We start from the raw sequence: 25,532 nt of genomic DNA on the forward strand, positions 1-25,532 counted from the left end.
CACACGGGCCGCAGCTATGCCTTCAGGACAGCGCCCGGGTTCATGATCCCCCTAGGGTCAAGTGCCGCCTTGATCGCCCGCAATGCTGTCAGCTTGGCGGGATCTCCATAGCGTTCAAGATCACCCGTTTTCAGTCGACCCACCCCGTGTTCAGCGCTGACGGAGCCTTCGAATTCGTGAACTAGCTCATGCACCGCATGCTTGACCTCGGCCCGTTGGGCGTCGAAGTCGGATCTGTCCCGGCCCTTTGGCGGGAACACGTTATAGTGCAGGTTCCCGTCCCCGAGATGTCCAAAACAATTGATCCTGTACGGCCCAAGCCCGGCCACAAGCTCCGCGCCGCGCCGAATGAACTCGGGGATACGCGAAATCGGGATCGAGATATCGTGGCTGGAGACCGAGCCGATCATCCGGTTCGCCTCGGGGATGTCTTCGCGCACTGACCACAACTCGTGACGCTGTGTTTCGTTCTGGGCAATCACACCATCGCTGACCAAGCCGCGCTGACTTGCCTGTTCGAAAAGGTCCGCAAGCGTGTCTTTCGGAGACATCCCGCGTGACAGGCCCAGTTCGATCAGCACACACCATTCCGGCGGCACTGCAAAGGGTTGCCGGATGGTGGGCAGAACATACGACAGAAACTCCAGCCCCTGCCGATGGATCAGTTCGAACGTCGATACCGCTTCGCCGACCTGGTCCCGCGCAAGCGCCAGAAGATCGATGGCGGCCTGCGCAGACGTAACCTGAAACATGGCGGTTCCAATACTGGCCGGGCGCGGAAACAGCTTCAGTGCGGCCGCCGTGATGATCCCCAGTGTCCCTTCCGACCCGATCAACAGGTTTCGCAGATCATAGCCGGTGTTGTCCTTGCGCAACCGGCTCAGCCCGTTCCAGATGTCGCCATTCGGCAGCACCGCCTCAAGACCCAGGCACAGATCACGCGCATTGCCGTAGCGCAGCACGTTCACCCCGCCTGCATTTGTCGCGAGATTCCCGCCGATGCGACAAGACCCCTGCGCGGCAAGGGACAGAGGGAACAGGCGGTCGGCGCTTTCGGCAGCTGCCTGTACATCGGCCAGAATCGCCCCAGCCTCGGCCACCAGCACGTTCTCGGACGGATAGACCGCCCGGATGGCCGTCATCCGCTCAAGCGATACTAGCAGCGGCGGCGGCCCGTCCGGCATCACTTGCCCGCCGACCAGTCCCGTTCCGCCGCCATAAGGGACAACCGACACCCGTGAGTCGGATGCGATGCGGATCAGGCCCGCCACCTCGTGAACCGTGCGCGGCGCGGCCAGCAGGCCGACATGCCCGGCAATCCGGCGGCGCGGTTCTTCCAGATATCGCGCCGCGACAGGGCGCAGGATCGCGTCACCCAGTTCAGCCTCGATCCTTCGGGCAAGGGATTCATCGGCGGGATTAAAAGTCATGCCCTTTCCTTGCCCAACTCACGCGGCTGCAACAAGTCTTATTCCAGATCAATCAGGTATTGCGGCTCCAGCACCACGACAGTTGGCCGGTCGGGGAGCGTCTTGAGCGACACCGTGATCTCGGAGACCCTGTTACGCTCCACCGGGAATGTATCCCGGATGTCGACCAGGAACCGATCCAGCGAAAACCCCGAGAACCAGTGCATCGGTATGATGACCGAGCTTTTGAGGCGCTTGAGGACAGTGATCATCTCGGGCAGGGGCATGGTCGTGCCTCCATCCACGGCCGCCATCACCACATCCAAACGTCCCAACGCGGCAAACTGCTCGTCCGAGGGGACATGGTGCAGATGCCCCAGATGGCCGATGCACAGGCCTTCGACCTCGAATACGAAAATAGAATTGCCCTTGGTCTCGACCCCACCCAGGGTCGAGCGGATATCGGTCGACACGTTGCGCACCACCAATTCACCAAGATCAAGATAGTGTTCGATCCCCTGCCCGAATTCGCCCCAACCCGGCAGGACATGGGGGATGGCAGGATCCGGATGCGCCGTCCAGTGCGTATTGTGGGCGTGGTTCATCGTCACCACGTCGGGGATCAGATCGGCGCTGCCGATGAAACCGGTGAAATCGGTGACCGAATTCAAGCCGCCCCGCGTCTGGATCAGAAAGGATGCGTGGGCAATGTAACTGATGCGCACCGAAAACTCGGGTACCGGGTCGGTCCACGCTGCCTTGTGCAGATACTCAATGCCCGGTGCCGCGTCTGCAATGGCAATACAATGGCTCGGCCGCCGCTCCTGCGCCGACACCGCTCCCGAGATTACCATCAATGCCAGAACCACCCAGCGCATGAGGAGAGTGTAGCGCAGAACGCCACCAAGTCATGCCCCTTGTTCATCTGGCCGAAAATATCCCCGGGGGAGACGCGGCTTGCCGCGGCCGGGGGCAGAGCCCCCGATGGCCCCTTTGGGGCCACCTACCCGGCGTCGGTCTTGCCGCGCCGGTCCGAACGCAGGCTGGCATAAAGAACATGCGTCCGCCAGCGCCCGTTGATCTGTAGATACGACTGCGCCACGCCTTCGTATTTGAACCCCGAGCTTTCCAGCAACCCGCGCGAGGCATTGTTTTCCGGCAGACAGGCAGCCTCGATCCGGCTCAGGTCAAGGCGGGTAAAGGCGTGGTGCACAACCGCGCCGATGGCCTCGCGCATATACCCCTGCCGGGCAAACGCCTGACCCGTCCAATAGCCAAGCGTTCCGGCCTGCGCCGGGCCACGTCGGATGTTATCCAGCGTGATCGCCCCCAGCAGCACGTTGTCGCTGCGGCGAAACAGGAACAACGGGATCGCCGTACTGCTGCCGACCGAGCGCTGCGCCCAGTAGACCCGGTTGGTGAAGGATTTGCGGCTCAGGTGATCCTGGGCCCAGATCGGCTCCCACGGGGTCAGATAATCTCGCGACGCCCGCCGCAACGCGGCCCAGTCATTGAAATCGGAATGCACAGGCGGACGCAGGCTCAGCCGCTCGGTTTCGAGTTTCAGCTTGCGTCTGCCCAACAGCATCACGCCGCACGCCTCTCCTGCAATTGCGCCAGCGTAGACGCGCCCGAGACCGGACCATAGAGCGCCAGCGCTGCCGGGGCCTGTACGGCCATCTGTTCGGCGAAGACGCGGACGTCCTCGGTGCTGACGGCGTCGATCTTGGCGACGGTATCCTTAAGCGAGGGCACCCTGCCCCAGATCTGCACCAACCGCGCCAGACGTTCGGCGCGGTTCGAGGGGCTTTCCAGCCCCATCAGCATCCCCGCCTTCATCTGCGCGCGGGCACGGGCGACCTCTTCAGGGCTCATGTCCTCGGCGGCGCGTTTCATCTCGTCGATGGTGATGCTGGCCAGTTCCGCGACCTGTTCGGCCGAGGTTCCGGCATAGATCGTGGTCGTCCCGGTATCGGCATAGGCCCCGGTCTGCGCAAAGATCGTATAGCAGAGGCCGCGCGTTTCCCGTACTTCCTGAAACAGGCGCGAGGACATACCGCCGCCCAAAGCAGTCGAATATATCTGCGCGGTATAGATCGCATCATCGCGATAGCCGGGGCTTTCCAGTGCCAGAGCGAAATGAGCCTGTTCCAGCGCTTTTTCCTGCCGCGCCTCACCGCCGGTGAACCGCGCAGGCTCGGCGATCAGGCCGGTTCGGGGTGTCAGATGGCCAAACATCTCCTCGGCCAGTTTCATCAGCGCATCGTGATCCACAGCGCCGGTGGCGGACAGGATCATCTGATCCGGGCCGTAATGCTCTGCCACGAAACCCGACAGATCCTCGCGCGAGAAGGCACTGACCCTCTCGGTGGGCCCAAGGATGGTCCGGCCCAGAGGCTGATCGTGATAGCTCTGCTCCTGCAACCAGTCAAAGATCACGTCGTCGGGCGTGTCATAGGCCTGACCGATCTCCTGCAGGATGACGCCGCGCTCGACTTCGATCTCGCGCGGGTCGAAAACCGGATTCAGGACAATGTCGCCGATGACATCCATGGCCAGCGCCACGTCGTCTTTCAGGACACGTGCGTAATAGGCCGTTACTTCGCGCGAGGTGTAGGCATTGATATAGCCGCCCACATCTTCGATCGCCTCGGCGATCTGCAGTGCGGAACGCCGCTTGGTTCCCTTGAACGCCATGTGTTCAAGGAAATGGGCGATGCCGTTCTGCTCGATCCGCTCGTGCCGCCCGCCGGCGGTTACCCAGATACCGATGGCCGCCGATTGCAGCCCCGGCATATGTTCACTGACGATACGAAACCCGTTCTTCAGTTGGTCCTGTCTGACAGTCACTCAGCAATATGCCTTCTGATATGATCCTCGAGGGCACCCAGATCGTTGGCAATGCGGGTCACCCGTTCCGGACGTTCATACAGATCAGACATGCGGGATGGAAGAGGCGGATGCACGCCGCTCGCCTTCTCGACCGCAGCCGGGAATTTCGCCGGGTGCGCGGTGGCCAGTGTGATCATCGGCACGTCCGCCGTGCGGTGCGCTTCGGCGACCCTGACGCCGACGGCTGTATGCGGGCAAACCAGCTCGGCGCTGTGGGCGAGCGTGTTCTTGATCGTCGCAAGCGTTTCGTCTTCGGACACGCGACCGGAGTCGAAGCTTTCACGCAAGGCCTCCATCGCGCCCTGGCTGACGTTGAAGCCGCCCGTCTTTAGTTCGTCCATCAATTGGGCCACTGCGGCGCCGTCTTCGCCATAGGCATAATACAGCGCGCGTTCGAAGTTCGAGCTGACCTGAATATCCATCGACGGGCTGATCGAGGGGATCGTGTCGCCTTTGAAGTATCCCTCACCCGACAGGCAGCGGTGCAGAATGTCGTTCTGGTTCGTGGCCACGACCAGACGGTCGATTGGAAGCCCCATGCGTTTGGCCAGATAGCCCGCGAAGATGTCACCGAAATTGCCGGTGGGGACGGTAAAGCTGACCTTGCGGTGCGGGGCTCCGAGGCTGACAGCCGCCGAAAAGTAATAGACGATCTGCGCCAGAACACGGGCAAAGTTGATCGAGTTCACGCCCGCCAGTTTCACACCATCGCGGAAGTCGAAATCGTTGAACATATCCTTCAGCGCGGCCTGGCAATCGTCGAAATCCCCATCCACGGCAAGCGCATGCACGTTGCCATCGGCGGGTGTGGTCATCTGACGGCGCTGCACCTCGGACACGCGGCCATGCGGATACAAGATGAATACGTCCACGGCATCCAGACCTCGGAACGCCTCGATGGCCGCCGATCCGGTGTCGCCGCTGGTCGCGCCGACGATGGTCACCCGATCGCCCCGCCGTTTCAGAGCGACCTGGAACAGCTGACCGATCAACTGCATCGCGAAATCCTTGAATGCCAGCGTCGGGCCGTGGAACAATTCCAGCAGGAAATGGTTTTCGTTTAGCTGCTTCAATGGTGCCCGGGCATCATGGCCGAAACCTTCGTAAGCACGGGCGATGATTTCCTTGAACTCATCTTCGGCAAACGAGCCGCTGACATAGGGCCACATCACGCGGAACGCGATTTCTTCATAGGACAGACCGGCCAGAGCGGCGATCTCGTCCTGTGACATTACCGGAATTTCGGCAGGCAGGTACAGGCCGCCATCGCGGGCCAGTCCGGTCAGCATCGCCTCTTCAAAGGTCAGTTCGGGCGCCTGCCCACGGGTCGAGATGTATTTCATGTCGCGTCACTCTCAGTATTGGCACGGCTGCGCCACAGGAAGTACCCGGTCATCGCGGCCCAGACCAGAGCCAGACCAAACCAGGTGATTGCATATTGCAAATGATCGTTCGGGATACCCGCCGCATCCACTGGCAAAGGCGTTACATTCGGGTCGGTTTTCGTGCGGGCAATCAACAGCACCGGCTCCGCTCCCAGCGCTGCGGCCAGATTTGGCACATCCCGGGCAAACCAGATGTTGTCATCGATGTCCGGATCGGGCGTATAGCTGTCGATCTCATCGGGCCAGTGCAGATTGCCGGTGATCTCCATAGGCCCGGTCGAACGCTCCGCCTGCTTGGCAGTGGTCCGGACGAAACCCCGGTCCACCAGAATTGTCCGATCCGCGGTACTGAAGGACTGGATGATGCGATACCCGGCCCCAACCTGCTTGACCGAAACCAGAACATGGATTTCGCCCGGTTCCATTTCGCCAGAGACAGTGACCGGCAGGTACTTGTCGGCATCCTCCGAAACCTGCGGAGGCAAAGCAACGGGCTCGGCTGAGATCCGGCTTTCGATCTCGGCCAGGATCCCCTGTTTCCACGCAAGTCTCTGCACCTGCCAGACGCCCAGCGACACCAGCACGCCCAGACCGGCAAGGCCGAAGATCAGCAGAAACAGAAAGCGGCGCATGGCTTGGGCAAACCTCATTGCAGGAACCGGCGTCTTGTTAAGGGCCGTGCGACCCGAATTGCAACCACGCAATTGTATGGGGCGCAATCTTGCGCCCCGGATAGAGAAAAAGCCGCCCCAAAGGGCGGCTTTTGCAATTGGATCACCAAAGCGGAGTTACATCAGCGGGGCCTGACCCCAGATGTAGACGGCAAAGAACAGGAACAGCCAGACAACGTCCACGAAGTGCCAATACCAGGCGGCCGCTTCGAAACCGACGTGTTTCTCGGGCGTGAAATCGCCTTTCAGTGCGCGGATCAGACAGACCGTCAGGAAGATGGTGCCGATGATCACGTGTGCGCCATGGAACCCGGTTGCCATGAAGAAGTTCGAATAGAACTGATCGCCGCCGAATTCCCAACCACCGTGGGCCAGCAGTTCGTAATATTCGAAACCCTGCAGGAAGGTAAACGCAATACCCAGCGCGATACCGATTGCCAGACCCTGCACCAGTGCCTTTCGGTCATTGCCGTGCACAAGCGCGTGGTGCGCCCAGGTGATCGCGCAGCCCGACAACAGCAGAACCAGCGTGTTGATCAGCGGCAGGTGGAACGGGTCAACCGCGTGGATGTCCGGCTGGATGTATTCGGTGCCGGCATAGTCGTACATCGGGTACATCCGATGTTTGAAGAACGACCAGAACCAGGCAAAGAAGAACATCACCTCGGACATCACGAACAGGATGAAGCCATAGCGCAGACCGATACGGACAACTGGCGTGTGGTCGCCCTGACGGCTTTCAACCACCACTTCGGACCACCAGGCGAACATGGTGTAGAGAACGGCCACCAGACCGGCCCAGAATATCCACGGAGTGATTCCGTGCATCCACAGGACGGCTCCAAACAGCATCACAAAACCACCGACGGCGCCAACAAGCGGCCAGATCGAGGGGTTCAGAATGTGGTAGTCATGGTCTTTAGCGTGTGCCATCAGTGTCCCTCACCTTAAGGCGTTAGTTCGTATTTGTGTCTGCCTGCACGTCAAGGGCGGCATAGCCCTCGGGCAGGTCGATTTCGTAGAATGTATACGACAGAGTGATCGTATGAACATACTGTGCTTCGGGGTCTTCGACGATTTCGGGGTCGACAAAGAAGGTTACGGGCATCTCGACCCGCTCACCCGGCTGCAATACCTGCTCGTCAAAGCAGAAGCAGGCGATCTTCTGGAAATACCCGCCTGCCGAATACGGCGTCACGTTATAGGACGCCTGCCCGGCAATGGGTTTGTCGGTCGGATTGTAGGCCTCGTAAAAGGCCAGCCCGGTTTCCCCGATGCGGACCTTCATCTCGCGTTCGACGGGCTTGAACTCCCACGGCATGCCCTTGGCCTTGGAGCCGTCGAAACGGATCGTGACCATGCGGTCGAGAATGTCATCAGGGGCTTGCTGGGCGACGCCGGTGGTGCCGCCAAATCCTGTAACCCTGCAGAACCAGTTGTAAAACGGCACCGCAGCCCAGGCCAAACCGCCCATCAGGACGACCACACCGACCAGTTGCACAACCGTTTTTTGAGGACCCGACATCGCCATCAGTTCTGCACCTCGACAGCGGGACCCGTGAAGGAACTGCTGGAAACCTTGGCGATGGTCAGGCCGAAGATGATCACGATGAATGCGGCGAGGGTCAGCCCCACGCCCAGATTGCGGCTGAAACGGCGGTGGTGCAGTTCGTGGCTCTTGCGCAGGCTCATGACCAGCCTCCCAGCCCATAGGGCTTCAGCAGCGCTTCCACGAGAACGGCGCCGAAATGCAGGAACAGATACAACAGCGACAGTTTGAAAAAGCCACGCTCGACCTTGAAATTGTCCGCCTCGGCATCGTCTTCGGTGCGGCGGGAAATCCGCCATGCGCCGCGCAGGAACAGCGCATTCAGAACAAGGGCGACGGTCAGATAGACCGGGCCGCCAATGCCCGAGAAGGCCGTGCCAACCGCTAGAATGGCCAGCAGCGCAGTATAGATCAGGATATGCACACGGGTCGCGCGTCGCCCATGAGTGACCGTCAGCATCGGAACACCGGCATCGTCGTAATCCGTGCGCATGAACAAGGCCAGCGCCCAGAAATGCGGCGGCGTCCACATGAAGGTCAGAGCGAACATCAGCCACGGCTCAAGCGTCATGGAGCCTGTGGCGGCAACCCAGCCGATCACCGGCGGGAACGCTCCGGCCGCGCCGCCGATCACGATGTTCTGCGGCGTCAGGCGCTTCAGCCACATCGTGTAGATCACGACATAGAAAAAGATGGTAAAGGCCAGAAACGCACCGGCAAAGATGTTCGTAGCCAGCGCCAGCATGATGACCGACATGCCAGACAACGCAAGGCCTAGCGCCATCGCCTCGCCCGGTTCAACCTTGCCGGACGGGATGGGACGACCCTTGGTGCGTTTCATCACCTTGTCGATATCCGCATCCCACCACATGTTCAGCGCGCCGGACGCACCGCCACCGATGGCAATGAACAGAATGGCGCAAAAACCGACCACGGGATTCACGGAAACCGGAGCCGCCAGCAGACCGACCAGCGCGGTGAACACGACCAGAGACATCACACGCGGCTTCAGCAGGGCGAAATAATCGCCAAAGCTGGCCTCGTCCGCGTATCCCTTCGCGGTCACGGTGCTGGCATTGAAGCTTGCGTCGCTCATTTCCGGTCCTTTGTGGGCGAAAGCTGCGCGATTACCGCGCAGCCTGCATGTTGTTTCAGGCGGGGCCAGCCCGCCCTGTCGCGTTTACTTGGCAGCAATCTGATAGGATTGCGGCAGGCCTGCGTATTCGTCGATCGCACTCTGCAGCCATTCATCATAGGCTTCCTGGCTGACGACCTTGACGGTGATCGGCATATAGGCGTGGTCTTTGCCGCACAGTTCCGAACACTGGCCGAAATAGATGCCTTCCTTGTTGGCCTCGAACCACAGCTCGGCCAGACGACCGGGTACACCGTCCTGCTTCACGCCGAAGGACGGGATCGTCCACGAGTGGATCACATCGGATGCGGTCACCTGCATGACGACGACCTTGTTCACCGGAACGACAACCGCAGTGTCGGTGGCCAACAGCCATTCATCGTCGCTGTATCCGGAATCGGCCAGCTTGGCGCGCATCGCGTCGTCCAAAACAAACGGCGTCACGTCAGCGTCAGCTGGGCGGGCACCTTCGTCCAGGGTGGCCGGGTGGCCCAGCAGGTAGCTGTCGAACGCAAAGTCGTGATCGACGTATTCATAGGTCCAGTACCACTGGTTGCCGACAACCTTGATCACCACGTCGCCTTCGGGAATTTCCTGCTGCTTGAACAGAACCGGCAACGAGAAGGCGCCAATGAAGACCAGAATCAGGATCGGGCCAAGCGTCCAGGCGATCTCGACCGGGGTGTAGTGAGAGAAACCGGCTGGCTTCGGGTTAACACGCTGATTGTAGCGCACGATGCAATAAAGCATCAGGCCGCCAACCAGCAAGCAAACGGCGGTGATGATGACCAGAATCATCCCATCCAGATCCCGAATCCCTTCGGCCAAGCTGGTGGCGGGGGGCTGGAAACCCATGCCACCATCGACCGGCTTGCCGATAATCTCAAGCTCCTGAGCCATGGCGGGAAGGCTGGAGAGGGCTGTCATAAACCCCGAAAGCATCAAAGCATTCTTCATTTTCTGTCCTGATCGTTTGATCTTTGCGTCCCTGGCGAAAAGGTGTGAATCGGCCACACCTCTCCCGTTGTCTTTGGCCGCGTTAAAAACCATATTCCTGCGGGTAGATAAAGCAAAATGCTTGCGTCAAACAGACGCTATTTTTGATCTGGATCAAACCGGAAAGGTCCCAAGCCATGTCAAACGACCCGTTTCGCCCCTTTGAAACCGCAATTCCGCATGATGAAGCGCTTGCGGTGCTGCAATCGGCAACGGCGGGCGCCGAGGATGGCGAGCTGTTCGTGGAACGCCGCAAATCCGAATCTCTGGTCTTTGATGACGGCCGACTACGGACAGCGTCCTACGATGCGTCTGAAGGGTTCGGACTGCGGGCCGTGCAGGGTGAAGTTGCCGGATATGCGCATTCAACGGACGTATCGATCCCCGCACTAAAACGAGCAGCCGAGACCGCGCGGCTGGCGGTCGGGGATGGCGGCGGCACGCTGGCCGAGGCACCGCGGGCGACCAACAAGCGGCTTTATACAGATGAGGATCCGATCGAAACCGCCAGCTTTCCGGTCAAAATCGAGACGCTGCGCGAGATTGATGCGTTTTCCCGCGATCTCGATCACCGAGTGGTTCAGGTCAGCGCAACCATCGCAGCCGCAGTGCAGGAGGTTGAGATTCTGCGCCCTGATGGCGTTCTGGTGCGCGACGTGCGCCCGATGACCCGTCTGAACATCTCGGTCATCGTGGAGCAGAACGGACGCCGCGAAAACGGTTCGGCAGGCGGCGGCGGCCGTGTCGGTCTGGATGGGCTTATTGATCCGGCGGACTGGCAGGACAAGGCGCGCGAGGCATTGCGGATCGCTCTGGTCAACCTGGACGCAGTCCCTGCCCCGGCCGGTGTGATGGAAGTGGCCCTTGGCCCCGGCTGGCCCGGTATCCTGCTGCACGAGGCGATTGGGCACGGGCTTGAAGGGGATTTCAATCGCAAGGGCAGTTCGGCCTTTGCCGGGCTGATGGGGCAACAGATCGCGTCCAAGGGTGTAACTGTCGTCGATGACGGCACCATCGCGGACCGGCGTGGCTCGATCACTGTGGACGACGAAGGTACGCCCAGTTCCCGCACGGTTCTGATCGAAGACGGAAAACTGACGGGATATATGCAGGACCGCCAGAACGCACGGCTGATGAATGTCGCGCCCACCGGCAACGGGCGGCGGCAAAGCTATGCGCACAAGCCAATGCCACGCATGACCAACACGATCATGCTGGGAGGCGATGCGGACCCTGCGGCCCTGGTTGCGGACATCAAGGACGGTATCTGGGCCGTGGGCTTCGGCGGTGGCCAGGTGGATATCACCAACGGCAAGTTTGTTTTCTCCTGCACCGAGGCGTATCGGGTCGAGAACGGCAAGATCGGTGCACCGGTCAAGGGCGCGACGCTGATCGGGGATGGTCCTTCGGCCTTGAAGCGCATTCGCGGGCTCGGCAATGACATGGAGCTGGACCCGGGCATGGGAACCTGCGGCAAGGACGGGCAATGGGTTCCTGTGGGGGTCGGCCAACCAACCGTTCTGATGGATGGCCTGACCGTGGGCGGATCGGCCGCCTAAGCGGGAACCAATTGGAGACTCAACGGCGCAGGGTTAACACTGCGCCTTATTTTTTGATTTCTGCATTGGAATGACCGCGAACTGCGCAAGGAAAGCTATCGCGGTTTTTCTTTTTACTTTCCAATGGTTATCCTGCAACCAAAGCACGCCACCTGCGCAAATAGCATCTAATTTTCAACGATTTACAGGCTGTTAACCCCGCATCCCGTAAACCAGTTCTGCAATCAGGCGGAGCAACGGATGACTGAAGAGCAGCTTTCTTCCTATCACCCCCCACTCCCACCAACCACGGAAGAGGACCGGTTTTCCTGGCTCCGTCTGTTGCGCTCACGCAAGGTTGGCCCGGCAACATTCCGGCGACTGTTGCGCGAACATGGCTCGGCGCAGAATGCGCTGGCCGCGTTGCCGGAAATGGCACGCGCCGCCGGGATCGAAGACTATGAAATATGCCCACCCGGCGTGATTGAGGCGGAGCTCAGGGCTGCAAAAGCCGCAAAAGCGCGGCTTCTGTGCCTTGGGGCCGCTGACTTCCCCGCTTCCCTGTCGACCCTGTCTGACGCACCCCCGATGCTGTGGGCCATCGGTGACATCAGCGTACTGGCAAAACCCGCAATTGCTTTGGTCGGCGCGCGCAACTGCTCGTCCCTCGGGGGGCGCATGGCCCGGAACCTGGCGAAAGAGCTTGGGGCGTGCGGTTATTCGGTCGTCTCAGGCATGGCGCGCGGCATCGACACATCCGCGCACATCGCGTCGCTGGACACCGGAACGGTGGCTGTTTTGGCAGGCGGGGTCGACGTTGTTTATCCGGCGGAAAATACCGATCTTGCCAACGATATTGCGCGCAAGGGCCTGCGATTGTCTGAACAACCGATGGGGGTGACGCCGCAGGCACGGCATTTCCCGCGGCGCAACCGCATCATCTCGGGCCTCGCGCAGGCGGTTGTGGTGGTCGAGGCGGCGGCAAAATCCGGCAGTCTGATCACGGCGCGGGACGCGCTGGATCAGGGCCGCGAGGTTCTGGCCGTACCCGGCCACCCGTTCGATGCCCGCGCCGCCGGGTGCAACCTGCTGATCCGCGATGGCGCGACGCTGGTCCGTTCCGCGCAAGACGTGATTGACGCGCTACCGCCGCAACAATCAGTGGCGGAGGCGCCGGAACTTCCGCTAAGCCATCAACCTTCGTCTGACGCCCCTGCAATGCCAGAGGCGTCAGTCTTGCAGGCCGAAATTCTGGCGCGCTTGGGTCCTTCGCCGGTGGCCGAAGACCAGTTGATCCGGGACATTGCCGCCTCGGTCGAGGCCATCGCCCCGGCCTTGCTGGATCTGGAACTGGACGGACGAATCCAGCGGCAGGCGGGCGGCCTGCTTTCGCGAGTAGCCTGATCACCGGCTTTTGCTTGGCCCCGTCTGTTTGAAGAAATTTGGCCCGGCCAGAGTCCTGAAATTGCGGGAAAAACAGGATGCGGCAAGGTACGCATTGACAATTCGATCTTGCCGCACACATTTTGCACCGCCATACAAAGCGCAAAGCCTGTCGAGCAAGGATTCATCTTAAATGCCTGTAGTTGTTGTAGAATCTCCGGCCAAAGCAAAAACGATCAACAAATATCTGGGCCCCGACTACACCGTTCTGGCCTCGTACGGCCATGTACGCGACTTGCCGCCGAAGGACGGATCGGTTGATCCAGAGCATGAATTCTCGATGAAATGGGAAGTCGGCAATGACAGCCGCAAGCACGTCAAGGCCATCGCCGACGCGCTTAAGGACGACAATGCGCTGATCCTGGCCACTGACCCCGATCGCGAGGGCGAAGCAATCAGCTGGCACCTGCAGGAAGCGCTGACCAAGCGGCGCTCGATCAAGAAAGACACACCGGTCAGCCGGGTTACATTCAACGCCATCACCAAAGAGGCTGTGACGCAGGCGATGCAGAACCCGCGTCAGGTGGACATGCCGCTGGTCGAGGCTTATCTGGCCCGCCGTGCGCTGGATTACCTGGTGGGGTTCAACCTGTCACCCGTTCTGTGGCGCAAGCTGCCCGGCGCGCGGTCGGCTGGCCGGGTGCAGTCGGTCTGTCTGCGGTTGATCGTCGAGCGCGAGATGGAGATCGAGGCGTTCAAGCCGGTCGAATACTGGTCGGTGCGGGCCTTGTTCGAAACGCCCCGCGGCCAGACCTACGAGGCCCGGCTGGTCACGCTGGCCGGTAAAAAGCTGGACAAGCACGATCTGACCAATTCGACACAAGCCGAATTGGCAGTTCAGGCCATTACCAGCCGCGCGCTGAGCGTTACATCAGTCGAGGCCAAGCCTGCCGCCCGCAACCCAAGCGCGCCGTTCATGACATCCACGCTGCAGCAGGAAGCCAGCCGCAAGTTCGGCATGGGAGCCCGCCACGCGATGCAGGTGGCGCAGCGGCTGTATGAGGCGGGTTACATTACATATATGCGGACTGACGGCATCGACATGGCGCCCGAAGCTGTGACTGCCACCCGCGACGCCATCGCCGACCGATATGGCGCGGACTACGTGCCAGACAGCCCGCGCATGTATAAGAACAAGGCCAAGAACGCTCAGGAAGCGCATGAATGTATCCGCCCGACGGATATGACCCGCGATGCCAAGGCTCTGAAGGTTACGGATGAGGATCAGCGCAAGCTTTATGATCTGATCTGGAAACGTACAATCGCCTGCCAGATGGCCGCCGCCCGGCTGGAGCGGACCACGGTCGAGATCGGCAGCGCCGACGGTCAGGTCGGTCTGCGCGCCACCGGGCAGGTGGTTTTGTTCGACGGGTTCATGCGCGTCTATGAAGAGGGCCGCGATGACGTCACGGATGACGACGAAAAGCGCCTGCCCCAGATCATGAAGGGGGACCCTGCCCCGTTTGCCAAGACCTCATTGCTGGATCAGCACACCAAGGCCACGAGCGATGACAAGGCCGCCATCCTGTCCGAGAACGAAGCCGTTCTGGCCCTGCAACATCACACCCAACCGCCCCCGCGTTACACCGAGGCCACTTTGGTCAAACGGATGGAGGAATTGGGGATCGGTCGCCCTTCGACCTATGCCTCGATCGTGACGACGATCCAGGACCGGGAATATGTGCGCAAGGACAAAAACCGGCTGATCCCTGAAGAAAAGGGCCGCATCGTCACCATCTTCCTGCTGAATTTCTTCCGTCAGTACGTGGGCTATGAGTTCACCGCCAATCTGGAAGAACAGCTGGACGACGTCAGCGCCGGGGATCGCGACTACAAGGATCTGTTGGGCAAGTTCTGGCGCGAGTTTTCGGCTGCAATCGGCGAGACCTCGGAACTGCGCATTTCGGAAGTGCTGGACAAGCTGGACGAAGCGCTGGCACCGCAGCTTTATCCGCCGCGCGAGGACGGGTCGGATCCGCGGATCTGCCCGAAATGCGGCGTGGGGCAATTGCACCTGAAGACGTCGCGCACCGGCGGGTTCGTCGGGTGCGGCAACTACCCGGAATGCACGTATACCCGCCCGATAGCCGGTGAAGGCGCGGAAGGCGACGAACGTCTTCTGGGCGAGGATGCGGGTGATGAGATCTGGCTGAAATCCGGCCGCTTTGGTCCTTATGTCCAGCGTGGCGAGCCGACGACGGAGAACAAGAAACCCCCCCGTGCGTCGCTGCCGCGTGGCTGGAGCAAGGATGACATGGATCTGGACAAGGCGCTGACCCTTCTCAGCCTGCCCCGCCAGATCGGCGAACACCCCGAAGGTGGAATGATCAGCGCGAATTTCGGTCGCTTCGGGCCTTACCTGATGCATCAACTGGCCGATGAAGCCAAACCGGTTTATGCCAACCTCAAAGACCCTAATGACGTGTTCGAGATCGGGATGAACCGGGCCGTGGAACTGCTGGCCGAAAAACGGGCCAACCCCGGTCGGGGCCGTAGTGCGGCGGCCAAACCGCTGAAGGAACTGGGCGAGCATCCCGATGGCGGCGCGATGCAGGTTCTGGACGGGCGCTACGGGCCGTATGTGAAATGGGAGAAAGTCAACGCGACCATTCCCAAGGACGTAAAACCCGAAGACGTGACGCAGGAAATGGCCGTTGAACTGGTCAACGAGCGTGCGGCCAGGAAGGGCACCAAGAAAAAAGCTGCGCCAAAGAAGAAGGCCACTGCCAAGAAGACAGCCAAGAAGGCGGGCTGAGACGGGGCTAGGTAGAAATACCATTGCCCTCTGGTTTCATTGACTTCCCCGTGACGTGGCGGCACAACCTGCCGCATCACCATGTCATTGGGGGAGTTTTCCATGAAGAAAATCTATGCCAATGCCACTGAAGCGCTCGATGGGGTGCTGTCGGATGGCATGCTGATTGCAGCGGGCGGTTTCGGCCTGTGCGGTATTCCCGAACTGCTGCTTGAGGCGATCCGGGAATCGGGCGCCAAGGATCTGACCTTTGCCAGCAACAACGCCGGGGTCGACGATTTCGGTATCGGCATCCTGCTGCAGACGAAGCAGGTCAAAAAGATGATCAGCTCGTATGTCGGTGAAAACGCCGAATTCATGCGGCAATATCTGAGCGGCGAGTTGGAGCTGGAATTCAACCCGCAAGGCACTCTGGCCGAACGTATGCGCGCAGGCGGCGCGGGCATCCCCGGCTTCTACACCAAGACTGGCGTGGGCACCGTGATTGCCGACGGCAAGGAACACAAGGACTTCAACGGCGAGACCTACATCATGGAGGAAGGCATTTTTGCCGATCTCGCCATCGTCAAGGCCTGGAAGGCCGATGACACCGGCAACCTGATTTTCCGCAAGACTGCACGCAACTTCAATGTACCTGCCGCGACCTGCGGCAAGATCTGCATCGCTGAAGTTGAAGAGATCGTGCCGCGCGGCTCGCTCGACCCGGATGGGATCCATCTGCCCGGCATCTACGTGCACCGCATCATTCAGGGTAGCCACGAAAAGCGCATCGAACAGCGCACCACCCGCAAGAAGGAGGACGCATAATGCCCTGGGACCGCAATCAGATGGCCGCACGCGCGGCGGAAGAGCTGGAAGACGGCATGTATGTGAACCTCGGCATCGGCATTCCGACGCTGGTGGCGAACTACGTGGGTGACAAGGACATCACTCTGCAATCCGAGAACGGCATGCTGGGCATGGGTCCATTCCCGTTCGAGGGTGAAGAAGACCCCGACCTGATCAACGCGGGCAAGCAGACGATCACCGAGCTGTCCCGCACGTCCTACTTCGACAGCGCCACGTCCTTTGCCATGATCCGGGGCGGCAAGATCGCTGCGGCGATACTGGGTGCTATGGAAGTGGACGAAAAGGGCGATCTGGCCAACTGGATGATCCCCGGCAAGCTGGTCAAGGGTATGGGCGGCGCGATGGATCTGGTCGCCGGCGTCGGTCGTGTGATCGTGGTCATGGATCACACCAACAAGCATGGCGATTCAAAAGTGCTGAAGGAATGCACCTTGCCGTTGACAGGTAAGGGCGTCGTTGATCGCATCATCACCAATCTGGGCGTGCTGGATGTGGTTGAAGGCGGCCTGAAGATTGTCGAACTGGCCGACGGTGTCAGTGAAGACGATATGCGGGCCTCGACCCAGGCCACGATCGTCGGCTGATTGACCTGATATTGAATGGCCCGCCAACACGCGGGCCATTTTCAGTTTAGCGTTTGAAAAACGCAGCCATCCGAGATCAGTTCCGGCGGGGTCGAGCACAACGCGCGCGCCACCTGAAACGCTGCAAGCACTTTTGGCACGTAATCGCGGGTTTCCGCATAAGGCGGCACACCACTGTGTTTGCGAACGGCCCCTTCGCCCGCATTATATCCGGCCAGCACCAAAATCGGGTCGTTTTTGAATTCCCCCATCAGCCAGTTCAGGTATTTCACACCGCCCGCGATATTCTGCGAGGGCTGAAAACTGTCCTCGACACCGAACCTTTCGGCCGTAGCGGGCATCAGTTGCATCAGCCCTTGCGCACCGGCTGAACTGACAGCATCCGCCCGGCCGGCCGATTCCACGGAAATCACCGCAAGGACAAGCGCCGGGGAAACCTTGGTTCCCACTGTCGAGCGCAGAATGTCGATCCCCTGCAGCTGTGCGATATTTTGAAGGGTCTGCAAACGTGGTGAAGCAACATTTGTGGATGAAAGCGCATTGATCGCCATATCCAGCCGCCCTGCCCCAGCCTCAGCCAGTTCCGGCGAGATCTTGTCCCAGAAGGCTGTGTAGGAACCGACGGGCTTTTCAGGGCTGTTCGACCCCGGCAGGTTCTCAGGCGGAAGCGCGGTGCGCTTGACCACTTCAGGCGTTTCAAGCTCGGCCCCGGTGCTGGGGGCAAAAGGCTGGGATGCATGTTCTTCAGCCGTGATCTGAACGGTGATGCGCGGACGAGTTCCGGGCTTTGGCGCCTTGATCCTTTTATAGACGCCTCTCGGCTCGATATCGGCGGCGATCACCGGAACCGTGCCCGATATCAGAAATGCCGACACGCCGGCGCATGTGATTGCGTACCGGAGATTCATTTTTTGCCTGCCTCTTGTTTTCTTTTGATGAATTTGAACCTCGAATCCGGCCTCAAGGCCAGAAAAACAAAGCGAATTGGGGCAATTTCGCCTCATTTGGCGCAATTTTGCATCTCTTGCGAAGGTCAGCACCGTCACTTTGAAAATTTTTTTTGTTACTTTTCAATGAGATGTAGAATTCGTCACCAAAAAGTTAAGAGGAGGCGCAAAAAAACTGTGTTTGGCCCAATTCCTGCCACGCGCAACGGTCAAACATATATCCATACCGAGACGGTCATGAGCGGACTGAGAGAGAAAGCTCTGAAAGACGCCTAGGTTAATTGACTTAGATCCTTTAGGAGGGACGTAACATGATCAAGTTCATCAGGAACTTCCGCAAAGACGAAGACGGCGCCGTAACAGTTGACTGGGTCGTTCTGACCGCAGCAGTCATCGGCCTGGGCACCGTGGCCTACCAGCAGATCGCCAACGGCGCACAGGGCATGGCAACCGACGTGAACGCCGCGCTGAGCAGCGCAACCATTAACACCGGCACCAGCGATGGTACCGTTTCAGGTGGTATCACCGGTTCGGGCACCAACTAAGCCAGACAATTCCCAGAACTGGAAACAGGCCGCGCCAACACTGGCGCGGCTTTTCTTTTGGAACCGTGAACTCAAGAACCGGCCAGGCAAGGCATCGGCGATTTGGCAACCGAGCGAAAATCAGGCGCGGTCACGGCCATGCGCACCTCAAAGAAATCGAAATACGTCATATTATTCAATGTTTTGCCCAATTCACGCCATTCCGGCAAAGCAAAACATAATGAGTGCATCAGCAAAGGTTGTACATGAACAGATTCTATTGGTCGGTTCTGCCCCGACCCTGCTTTACTGGAGTGACCCGCAATGATCAGGTTCACGAAAACCTTTATCACCTCTGAAGACGGTGCTGTCACCGTCGACTGGGTCGTTCTGACTGCCATAATCATTGCGCTTGCGACACTGATTTACTTCGGTATCCAGACAGCAACCATCAGCCTGAGCGGGAACACCAGCTCGGCGATGTCCAGCGCGACCATCAGTACCGGATCCAACAACGCGCCTGGCGGGATCGTTGTTTCAGGGACCGCGGGCGGCGGTAGCTGAGCTACTGTCTAAGGTTTCCAAGCATAGTTCAGCCAACTCTGGGCTCTTCAAGCTGGACGTTTGAAACGTAGCCCCCCCGGGCCTGCGCTTGACCTGAGTGTGTTGCCAACTCGCCCTACAATCGTGGAACAGTGATAGAAATGTCTTCTTTGTCCTACATTTCGACACAATTCCTGTTTAGGAAATAAGCTGTTTCAAAGTTTCCCACTGGCCGAAATGACTCTGGCCATCGAAAATATGAGGTGCGCGCATGCGAGCTGTGTTTGGTCTTGTTCTGATCGTCGGGGTGGCTCTGGCCGGCGGCGCGGTTTACATGGCGCGCAACTATATCACCGCCTATCAGGATGCTCTCGCACGCGAGCGTTTGGCGGCCCAGGAAGCTTTGGCAAACGCGAACGTCAATGTAGTTCCGACCGTCAGCGTCATCGTGTCCAACCGTTCACTAAAGTATGGCGAACGCGTGAAGGAAGAAGATGTGCGTATCGTCGATTGGCCGGAAAACGCGATCCCCGAGGGCACATTCACGGAAATGACCGTCCTGTTCCCCGAGACCGGAGACAATGAGCGTTATGTCATGAGGGCCATGGAAAAAGACGAAGCGATCATGGAGGTCAAGATTACCCGGCCGGGCGAAGCCGCGGGTCTGACCTCGCGCCTGGAAAAAGGCAAGCGGGCCTTTGCCATCAGCGTTGATGTTGCGTCCGGCGTATCCGGATTTCTGCGCCCAGGAGACGACGTCGACATTATCTGGACCGGCTCGTTGCGGGGCACGGTCGAGGGTGCCAGCGGTGAACTCACACGTTTGATCCTTCCTAGTATCAGACTGGTTGCTATTGATCAGTCCGCAGGCTCGGACGTCACGGGCACAACGATTGCACGTACGGTCACGGTGGCCGTTACACCGGAACAGGCCATCTCGCTGGCCCAGGCTCAGAGTACCGGTCGCCTGTCCCTTGCCTTGGTTGGGGTCGAGGACGAGGCCATCACCGCGGCAATCGAAGTCGACCAGCGAAAACTGTTGGGTATTAAAGAGGCGGCGCCCGCTCCGAAAAAAGCCCAGGAAAGAGTGTGTACGATCCGGACTCGCCGCGGCGGAGAGATCGTCGAAACCCCAATTCCCTGCACAAACTGACGTTAAATCAGAGCGTTACGGACTTGAGTCGCGCAATCTGCGCGGCTCTTTCTATTTTGATTGTTGCCCATTCCCCACATAAGGAACAATCCAGAAACCATTGATTATTGCAATAAATTCTGAATTCGCGCAGTGTTTCGTATTAGAGGGCGATAGACCCAAAAACGAGGCGTGATCGGAGAGGCAGGTCACATGACAATACGTTCCTGGATCAGCGCAACCCTGCTGGGGTTGGCGCTTGTTGTGAGCCCGGTAGGCGATGCCGCCTGGGCACAAAATATTCGCGTGGTTAAAAAAGGCACAGCGGAAACGCTGGATGTCCCTATGAATCGCGCAATTGTTGTTGAGAGTGAAGAGCCGTTCGCAGAACTGAGCATCGCCAACGCGGGTATCGCCGACATCTCGTCGCTTTCGGACCGCACGATCTATGTTCTTGGTAAGGCTCCTGGCATCACAACGCTGACGTTGTTCGATGGCGTCGGCAATCTGATCACGAACGTTCGCGTTCGTGTGGCACCGGATGTGACCGAATTCAAGGAAAGGCTGCGCCAGATCCTGCCCGATGAGCGGGTCGAGGTGCGTACGGCAAATGACGGCATCGTGCTGTCCGGCACCGTGTCCAGCTCGGCAAAGCTGGCCCGCGCGCTGGAACTGGCGGAGCGTTATGCCCCGGAACGCGTTTCGAACCTTATGAGCGTTGGCGGCGTGCAGCAGGTCATGCTGAAAGTCCGGTTTGCAGAGATGAACCGCTCGGTCGCCAAGAGCCTGTCAGCATCGCTGGGCTTCGGTGGCGGCGATGTGACCGGCGGTATCAACACGCTGAACAACTCGCTGGCATTGCAGAACGCACTGAGCAACAACATTCCCGCCGTGCAGTCCAACACAGGTGCGATCCTGTTTGGATTTGGCGCAGGTTCGACCCAGGTTCGCCTGTTGCTGGAGGCCCTTGAGGCCAAAGGCCTGGCCCGCAGCCTGGCTGAACCCAACCTGTCAGCACTGTCCGGGCAAGAAGCGACATTCCTGGCCGGCGGCGAAGTACCCATCCCGGTTCCGCAGGACGATGGTGTCGTTACCATTGAATACAAGGCCTTCGGTGTCGAAATAGACTTCATCCCACGTGTTGTCGACGGCGAGCTGATCAATCTGGAGATGGCCGCGTCTGTCTCGGCGATCGATAACAGCTCGAACTTCACGATCAATGGCGACAACGTTCCAAGCTTTATCACACGCCAGACCAGCACGACGGTTGAACTGCGCGACGGTGAGAGCTTTGCTATCGCCGGGCTGATCCAGGACAACTTTGCCGACCTGAACAACCAGATCCCGTGGCTTGGCGATGTGCCTGTCCTGGGTGCCCTGTTCCGGAGCGCCGAATACCAGCGCGAGCAAAGCGAACTGGTTATTATCATCACCGCACATCTTGTGTCGCCGACGCGGGGTGAAGCCCTGGCTCTGCCCACCGATCGGGTCAAACCGCCCAGCGAATTCGATCTGTTCGTGAATGGCAAGACCGCCCGGACAACACGTGCCGGTGCAGGCGCCGCAACAGAAGTGGCCAAACAGGGCTATGGCAGCTCTTACGGCTACGTCCTGGATTGATGAGGAGGATAGGACCCATGCAAAAGTGGATGATGACACTATGTCTGTCGGTCGCTGTCGCAGGCTGTACACGGGAAGCGGGCTACGAAATCGATTCGGGCGCTTTCGGCAACGCAACTCTCAACAATATCCAGGTGATGAATGGTGAGTTGTCCTATGCCCAGATCCTGGCTCAGCGGTTTGCGGCCGAGGTTCCAACCCAGATCAATTTTGCCTTCAACAGTTCGCAACTGGATGCTTCGGCACAGCGGATCCTGGCGCAGCAGGCGGATTGGATCAAGCAATTCCCTGAGGCTCGGTTCCGCGTGTACGGCCACACGGATGCTGTCGGCTCAACGGCCTATAACAAGGCTTTGGGTCAACGGCGCGCCAATGCTGCGGTTGCCTTCCTGATTCAGCAGGGCATCTCGCGATCGCGCCTAGAGGCCGTTGTGTCCTTTGGCAAAGCGCGCCCGCTGATCGACACGCCAAACCGGGATCGGCGCAACCGCCGTACCGTGACCGAGGTGTCGGGCTTCTTGGATCGCGATCCGCTGATTCTGGACGGCAAGTACGCCCAGGTCGTCTATCGCGAGTATGTTGCGAGCGCGACTTACGCAACACAACTGAGCAGCGCAACAAACCTTGGCGTTACATCCGAACAATAAACTGGTTTTGGGCGACATCGTCGCCCAATTCCCTACAATTTGTTCTTTTACGCCCAATTCTCGCCCAACTTCCAAGAGACGTTGTCAATAATTGGGTGACCTGCGGCCAGATTTGACCGCATCGGGGCGACAGCCAATCCGACCAGACCGCTTGTGTTTGTAAGATTTGCCAAGCCTTCACTACGAGGATTGTGTTAATGACAAGCGCCACGCCGCAAGACGAAAATAACGCCATTCTGGCCTGCACAATCAGCCGTGATGTCCAGAATTTCGATCTGTTGATCGAAGACATGGAAGTTGCGCTGGGTGAACGCTGGGGCGATCTTGGATTTGCTGAGGCACTGGCTTTTTTCAGCCAACCCGAGGCAGATTCTCTTGAATTTGTGGCACTTGCAATCGACGGGGAAGACGAAGACAACCTGACGCTGATGGGTGAAATCATCACCCGCGCCAAGGACAAGAAAATCAAAGTTGTTCTGATCGCCGAAGATGTCACACCTGCGTCGCTGCATCAGCTGCTGCGCAAAGGTGCCGATGAATTTGTCCCCTACCCGCTGCCCGAAGGCGAGTTGCAGGAAGCCATCGAGCGCATGAAACGGCCCGATCCGGTTGCCGCGCCCCAGGCGGCGGCAGTTCCGCTGACCCAGGGCGAATCAAAAGAAGGCGCGCTGTTTGTGGTGCACGGCCTGGCCGGAGGCGTAGGCTCGACCACTCTGGCGGTCAATCTTGCCTGGGAACTGGCTACGGTTTCGGACAAAGAAGCACCGACCGTCTGCCTGATTGACCTGGATCTGCAATTTGGCACAGTTTCCACCTATCTGGACCTACCGCGTCGCGAGACAGTGTTTGAAATGCTGTCGGACACGGCGTCCATGGACGACGATGTTTTTTCCCAGGCGCTGCAGACATATGAAGAAAAACTGCAGGTTCTGACCTCGCCTTCCGACATTGTGCCGCTGGACCTGATTACGCCGGAGGATATTCAGCGCGTCATCGACACCGCACGCAAGCATTTCGACTATGTGGTCGTGGATATGCCAAAAACACTGGTGCACTGGTCCGAAACAGTGCTGGCGGCGGCGCATGTCTATTTTGCATTGATCGAGCTGGATATGCGGTCCGCCCAGAACGCACTGCGTCTGAAGCGCGCACTGCAGGCCGAGGAACTGCCGTTCAACAAGCTGCGCTTTGCATTGAACCGGGCGCCAAAATTCACGGATCTGAACGGCAAAGGCCGGGTCAAGCGCATGGGTGAAAGCCTGGGAATCTCCATCGATCTGCAACTGCCCGAAGGTGGTAAACCTGTTCTGCAAGCCGGCGATCACGGCCTACCGCTTGCAAAATCTGCAGCCAAGAACCCGCTACGTCGGGAAATCGCCAAACTGGCCAAGTCGCTTCACAGCCTGGGCTCGAGCAACGCGGAAGCCGCGTAACAACTTCTCAAGGGGACAGCCGTCATGTTTTCGAGATACAAGAAGCAGCCTGATGCGCAGCCGGTCAAGACAGCGGCCAAAGCCCCCGAGGCCACCCCGGCCGCGGCAAACGCTCCTGCCTCTGCCACAACGGCGGTTGTCCGCAAACCGGTGCAAAAAAAGGCCGCCGAGGCCTCATCTTCCGACCGTGACCGCAAGCGCAAGGAACGCTTGAGTGAAATCAAGATCGATCTGCATCGCGAATTGCTTGAAAACCTGAACCTCTCGGCGCTGGAATCTGCCGCCGAGGCAGAACTTCGGGCCGAGATCAGCGCCATTGCCAGCGAAGTTCTCGAATCGCGCAACATCGTTCTGAACCGCGAAGACCGTTCGCAGCTCAACAAGGAACTTTATGACGAGGTCACAGGGCTTGGGCCTTTGGAGACCTTGCTGCAGGATGACACGGTCAACGATATTCTGGTGAACGGTCCGCAGCAGATCTTCGTAGAACGCGACGGCAAGCTGCAACTCAGCGACATCACCTTCAAGGACGAAAAGCACCTGATGCGGATCATCGACAAGATCGTGTCCGCCGTGGGTCGCCGGGTCGATGAATCTAACCCTTATGTTGACGCCCGTCTTGCTGACGGATCGCGTTTCAACGCCATGGTGCCGCCGATTGCGGTGGACGGATCTCTGGTATCCATTCGTAAGTTCAAAAAGGACAAGCTGGGCATCGATGATCTGGTCAATTTCGGTGCGTTCAGCGAAGAAATGGCTGCCTATCTTCAAGCTGCGGTGTCTACGCGCCTGAACGTTATCGTCTCGGGCGGTACTGGTTCCGGTAAAACGACCACCCTGAACGCCCTGTCCAGCTTCATTGACGACGCCGAACGCATCCTGACGATCGAAGATACAGCGGAACTTCAGCTGCAGCAGACCCATGTGGGCCGGATGGAAAGTCGTCCGCCCAACGTGGAAGGCAAAGGCGAAGTCAGCCCGCGCGACTGTCTCAAAAACGCCCTGCGGATGCGCCCCGACCGTATCATCGTGGGTGAGACGCGTGGTGCCGAGGTGATCGACATGTTGCAGGCCATGAACACTGGCCACGACGGGTCAATGACTACGATCCACGCCAACTCAGCCCGCGACGGGATCTCGCGTCTGGAAAACATGATCGCGATGGCCGGGATCGAGATGCCGATCAAGGCCGTGCGCAGCCAGATTGCCAGCGCTGTGAACCTGATCGTACAGGCCAGCCGCTTGCAGGACGGTTCGCGCCGCATGACATCGATCACCGAGATCACCGGGATGGAAGGCGATGTGATTTCCATGCAAGAAATCTTTCGTTTTCAACGTGTTGGCCTGACACCTGACAACAAGATTATCGGTCACTTCACCGCAACCGGTGTGCGCAGCCACTACTCCGAGCGCTTCCGCCTGTGGGGCTTTGACCTGCCCGCGTCCATTTACGACCCAACCACAATGTAGGAGATCAAGG

At 59.3% G+C, this 25,532-nt stretch carries 25 protein-coding genes; 12 read left to right on the forward strand and 13 right to left on the reverse strand.

Annotated elements, in window-relative coordinates; genetic code table 11:
- Positions 1 to 14: 14 nt before the first annotated feature.
- From ACR0JW_RS08235 to coxB, 11 genes are all read right to left on the reverse strand, one after another.
- On the reverse strand, positions 15 to 1,430 hold the full coding sequence (locus ACR0JW_RS08235) for an FAD-binding oxidoreductase (RefSeq protein WP_480713803.1): 1,416 nt from the start codon (positions 1,428 to 1,430) through the stop codon (positions 15 to 17).
- A gap of 38 nt (positions 1,431 to 1,468) precedes the next feature.
- A complete protein-coding gene (locus ACR0JW_RS08240) occupies positions 1,469 to 2,287 on the reverse strand; it encodes an MBL fold metallo-hydrolase (RefSeq protein ID WP_170678109.1) in 819 nt (272 codons plus the stop codon).
- Positions 2,288 to 2,412: 125 nt separating this feature from the next.
- A complete protein-coding gene (locus tag ACR0JW_RS08245) occupies positions 2,413 to 2,997 on the reverse strand; it encodes a GNAT family N-acetyltransferase (protein WP_170613774.1) in 585 nt (194 codons plus the stop codon).
- A complete protein-coding gene (locus ACR0JW_RS08250) occupies positions 2,997 to 4,259 on the reverse strand; it encodes a M16 family metallopeptidase (protein ID WP_480713804.1) in 1,263 nt (420 codons plus the stop codon). The genes ACR0JW_RS08245 and ACR0JW_RS08250 overlap by 1 nt, the downstream gene beginning before the upstream one ends.
- Complete coding sequence (thrC, locus tag ACR0JW_RS08255; protein ID WP_480713805.1) at positions 4,256 to 5,644, reverse strand: threonine synthase; 1,389 nt, start codon at positions 5,642 to 5,644, stop codon at positions 4,256 to 4,258. Before thrC ends, ACR0JW_RS08250 begins: the two co-directional genes overlap by 4 nt.
- Positions 5,641 to 6,318 carry an SURF1 family protein gene (locus ACR0JW_RS08260; protein WP_170613244.1) on the reverse strand — a complete coding sequence of 226 codons (678 nt, stop codon included), beginning with the start codon at positions 6,316 to 6,318 and terminating at the stop codon, positions 5,641 to 5,643. The genes thrC and ACR0JW_RS08260 overlap by 4 nt, the downstream gene beginning before the upstream one ends.
- Before the next feature lie 156 nt (positions 6,319 to 6,474).
- Positions 6,475 to 7,290, reverse strand: a complete 816-nt coding sequence (locus tag ACR0JW_RS08265; protein ID WP_170613246.1) for a cytochrome c oxidase subunit 3 — start codon at positions 7,288 to 7,290, stop codon at positions 6,475 to 6,477.
- Positions 7,291 to 7,312: 22 nt separating this feature from the next.
- Positions 7,313 to 7,888 carry a cytochrome c oxidase assembly protein gene (locus ACR0JW_RS08270; protein WP_170619417.1) on the reverse strand — a complete coding sequence of 192 codons (576 nt, stop codon included), beginning with the start codon at positions 7,886 to 7,888 and terminating at the stop codon, positions 7,313 to 7,315.
- Positions 7,888 to 8,049, reverse strand: coding sequence for a hypothetical protein (locus ACR0JW_RS08275; protein WP_170613250.1), 162 nt, complete (start codon positions 8,047 to 8,049; stop codon positions 7,888 to 7,890). Before ACR0JW_RS08275 ends, ACR0JW_RS08270 begins: the two co-directional genes overlap by 1 nt.
- Positions 8,046 to 9,002, reverse strand: a complete 957-nt coding sequence (gene cyoE / locus ACR0JW_RS08280; RefSeq protein ID WP_170678116.1) for a heme o synthase — start codon at positions 9,000 to 9,002, stop codon at positions 8,046 to 8,048. Before cyoE ends, ACR0JW_RS08275 begins: the two co-directional genes overlap by 4 nt.
- Before the next feature lie 84 nt (positions 9,003 to 9,086).
- Positions 9,087 to 9,998: a cytochrome c oxidase subunit II gene (gene coxB, locus ACR0JW_RS08285; protein WP_170678118.1), complete on the reverse strand. Its 912-nt coding sequence runs from the start codon at positions 9,996 to 9,998 to the stop codon at positions 9,087 to 9,089.
- A 176-nt stretch (positions 9,999 to 10,174) separates the two neighbouring features.
- Between coxB and tldD the strand changes: the two genes are divergently transcribed.
- From tldD to ACR0JW_RS08310, 5 genes are all read left to right on the forward strand, one after another.
- Positions 10,175 to 11,596, forward strand: a complete 1,422-nt coding sequence (gene tldD, locus ACR0JW_RS08290) for a metalloprotease TldD (RefSeq protein ID WP_170825136.1) — start codon at positions 10,175 to 10,177, stop codon at positions 11,594 to 11,596.
- A 240-nt stretch (positions 11,597 to 11,836) separates the two neighbouring features.
- Entirely contained in the window at positions 11,837 to 12,979 is a 1,143-nt protein-coding gene (gene dprA / locus ACR0JW_RS08295) for a DNA-processing protein DprA (protein WP_480713806.1), read from the forward strand.
- Positions 12,980 to 13,151: 172 nt separating this feature from the next.
- Entirely contained in the window at positions 13,152 to 15,773 is a 2,622-nt protein-coding gene (gene topA, locus ACR0JW_RS08300; RefSeq protein WP_170678124.1) for a type I DNA topoisomerase, read from the forward strand.
- A gap of 102 nt (positions 15,774 to 15,875) precedes the next feature.
- Positions 15,876 to 16,580, forward strand: coding sequence for a CoA transferase subunit A (locus ACR0JW_RS08305; protein ID WP_170613262.1), 705 nt, complete (start codon positions 15,876 to 15,878; stop codon positions 16,578 to 16,580).
- Positions 16,580 to 17,206, forward strand: a complete 627-nt coding sequence (locus ACR0JW_RS08310) for a 3-oxoacid CoA-transferase subunit B (RefSeq protein ID WP_170613264.1) — start codon at positions 16,580 to 16,582, stop codon at positions 17,204 to 17,206. Before ACR0JW_RS08305 ends, ACR0JW_RS08310 begins: the two co-directional genes overlap by 1 nt.
- Positions 17,207 to 17,247: 41 nt before the next feature.
- Here ACR0JW_RS08310 and ACR0JW_RS08315 read toward each other — a convergent pair whose 3' ends face one another.
- Positions 17,248 to 18,114 carry a lytic transglycosylase domain-containing protein gene (locus tag ACR0JW_RS08315; protein ID WP_170678126.1) on the reverse strand — a complete coding sequence of 289 codons (867 nt, stop codon included), beginning with the start codon at positions 18,112 to 18,114 and terminating at the stop codon, positions 17,248 to 17,250.
- Positions 18,115 to 18,464: 350 nt separating this feature from the next.
- Here ACR0JW_RS08315 and ACR0JW_RS08320 point away from each other — a divergent pair, with 350 nt between their 5' ends.
- Positions 18,465 to 18,698, forward strand: coding sequence for a hypothetical protein (locus ACR0JW_RS08320; RefSeq protein WP_170678128.1), 234 nt, complete (start codon positions 18,465 to 18,467; stop codon positions 18,696 to 18,698).
- A gap of 71 nt (positions 18,699 to 18,769) precedes the next feature.
- Here the strand turns inward: ACR0JW_RS08320 and ACR0JW_RS08325 are convergent, their stop codons facing one another.
- Positions 18,770 to 19,015, reverse strand: a complete 246-nt coding sequence (locus tag ACR0JW_RS08325) for a hypothetical protein (protein ID WP_170678130.1) — start codon at positions 19,013 to 19,015, stop codon at positions 18,770 to 18,772.
- Between ACR0JW_RS08325 and ACR0JW_RS08330 the strand changes: the two genes are divergently transcribed.
- The 6 genes from ACR0JW_RS08330 (at position 19,002) to ACR0JW_RS08355 (ending at position 25,522) form a co-directional block, all read left to right on the forward strand.
- On the forward strand, positions 19,002 to 19,241 hold the full coding sequence (locus ACR0JW_RS08330; protein ID WP_170678132.1) for a hypothetical protein: 240 nt from the start codon (positions 19,002 to 19,004) through the stop codon (positions 19,239 to 19,241). The genes ACR0JW_RS08325 and ACR0JW_RS08330 overlap by 14 nt on opposite strands.
- A gap of 250 nt (positions 19,242 to 19,491) precedes the next feature.
- The gene (gene cpaB, locus ACR0JW_RS08335; protein WP_170678134.1) at positions 19,492 to 20,373 is read left to right on the forward strand and encodes a Flp pilus assembly protein CpaB; all 882 of its coding nucleotides are present in this window, start codon (positions 19,492 to 19,494) and stop codon (positions 20,371 to 20,373) included.
- A gap of 192 nt (positions 20,374 to 20,565) precedes the next feature.
- Entirely contained in the window at positions 20,566 to 21,972 is a 1,407-nt protein-coding gene (locus tag ACR0JW_RS08340) for a type II and III secretion system protein family protein (protein WP_170678136.1), read from the forward strand.
- Between the two features lie 17 nt (positions 21,973 to 21,989).
- Positions 21,990 to 22,619, forward strand: a complete 630-nt coding sequence (locus tag ACR0JW_RS08345; protein WP_170678138.1) for an OmpA family protein — start codon at positions 21,990 to 21,992, stop codon at positions 22,617 to 22,619.
- A 197-nt stretch (positions 22,620 to 22,816) separates the two neighbouring features.
- The gene (locus ACR0JW_RS08350; protein ID WP_170678140.1) at positions 22,817 to 24,052 is read left to right on the forward strand and encodes an AAA family ATPase; all 1,236 of its coding nucleotides are present in this window, start codon (positions 22,817 to 22,819) and stop codon (positions 24,050 to 24,052) included.
- Positions 24,053 to 24,076: 24 nt separating this feature from the next.
- A complete protein-coding gene (locus ACR0JW_RS08355) occupies positions 24,077 to 25,522 on the forward strand; it encodes a TadA family conjugal transfer-associated ATPase (protein ID WP_170678142.1) in 1,446 nt (481 codons plus the stop codon).
- The last annotated feature ends 10 nt before the right edge of the window (positions 25,523 to 25,532 follow it).

It is taken from the genome of Ruegeria sp. BG6 (genome assembly GCF_056538465.1).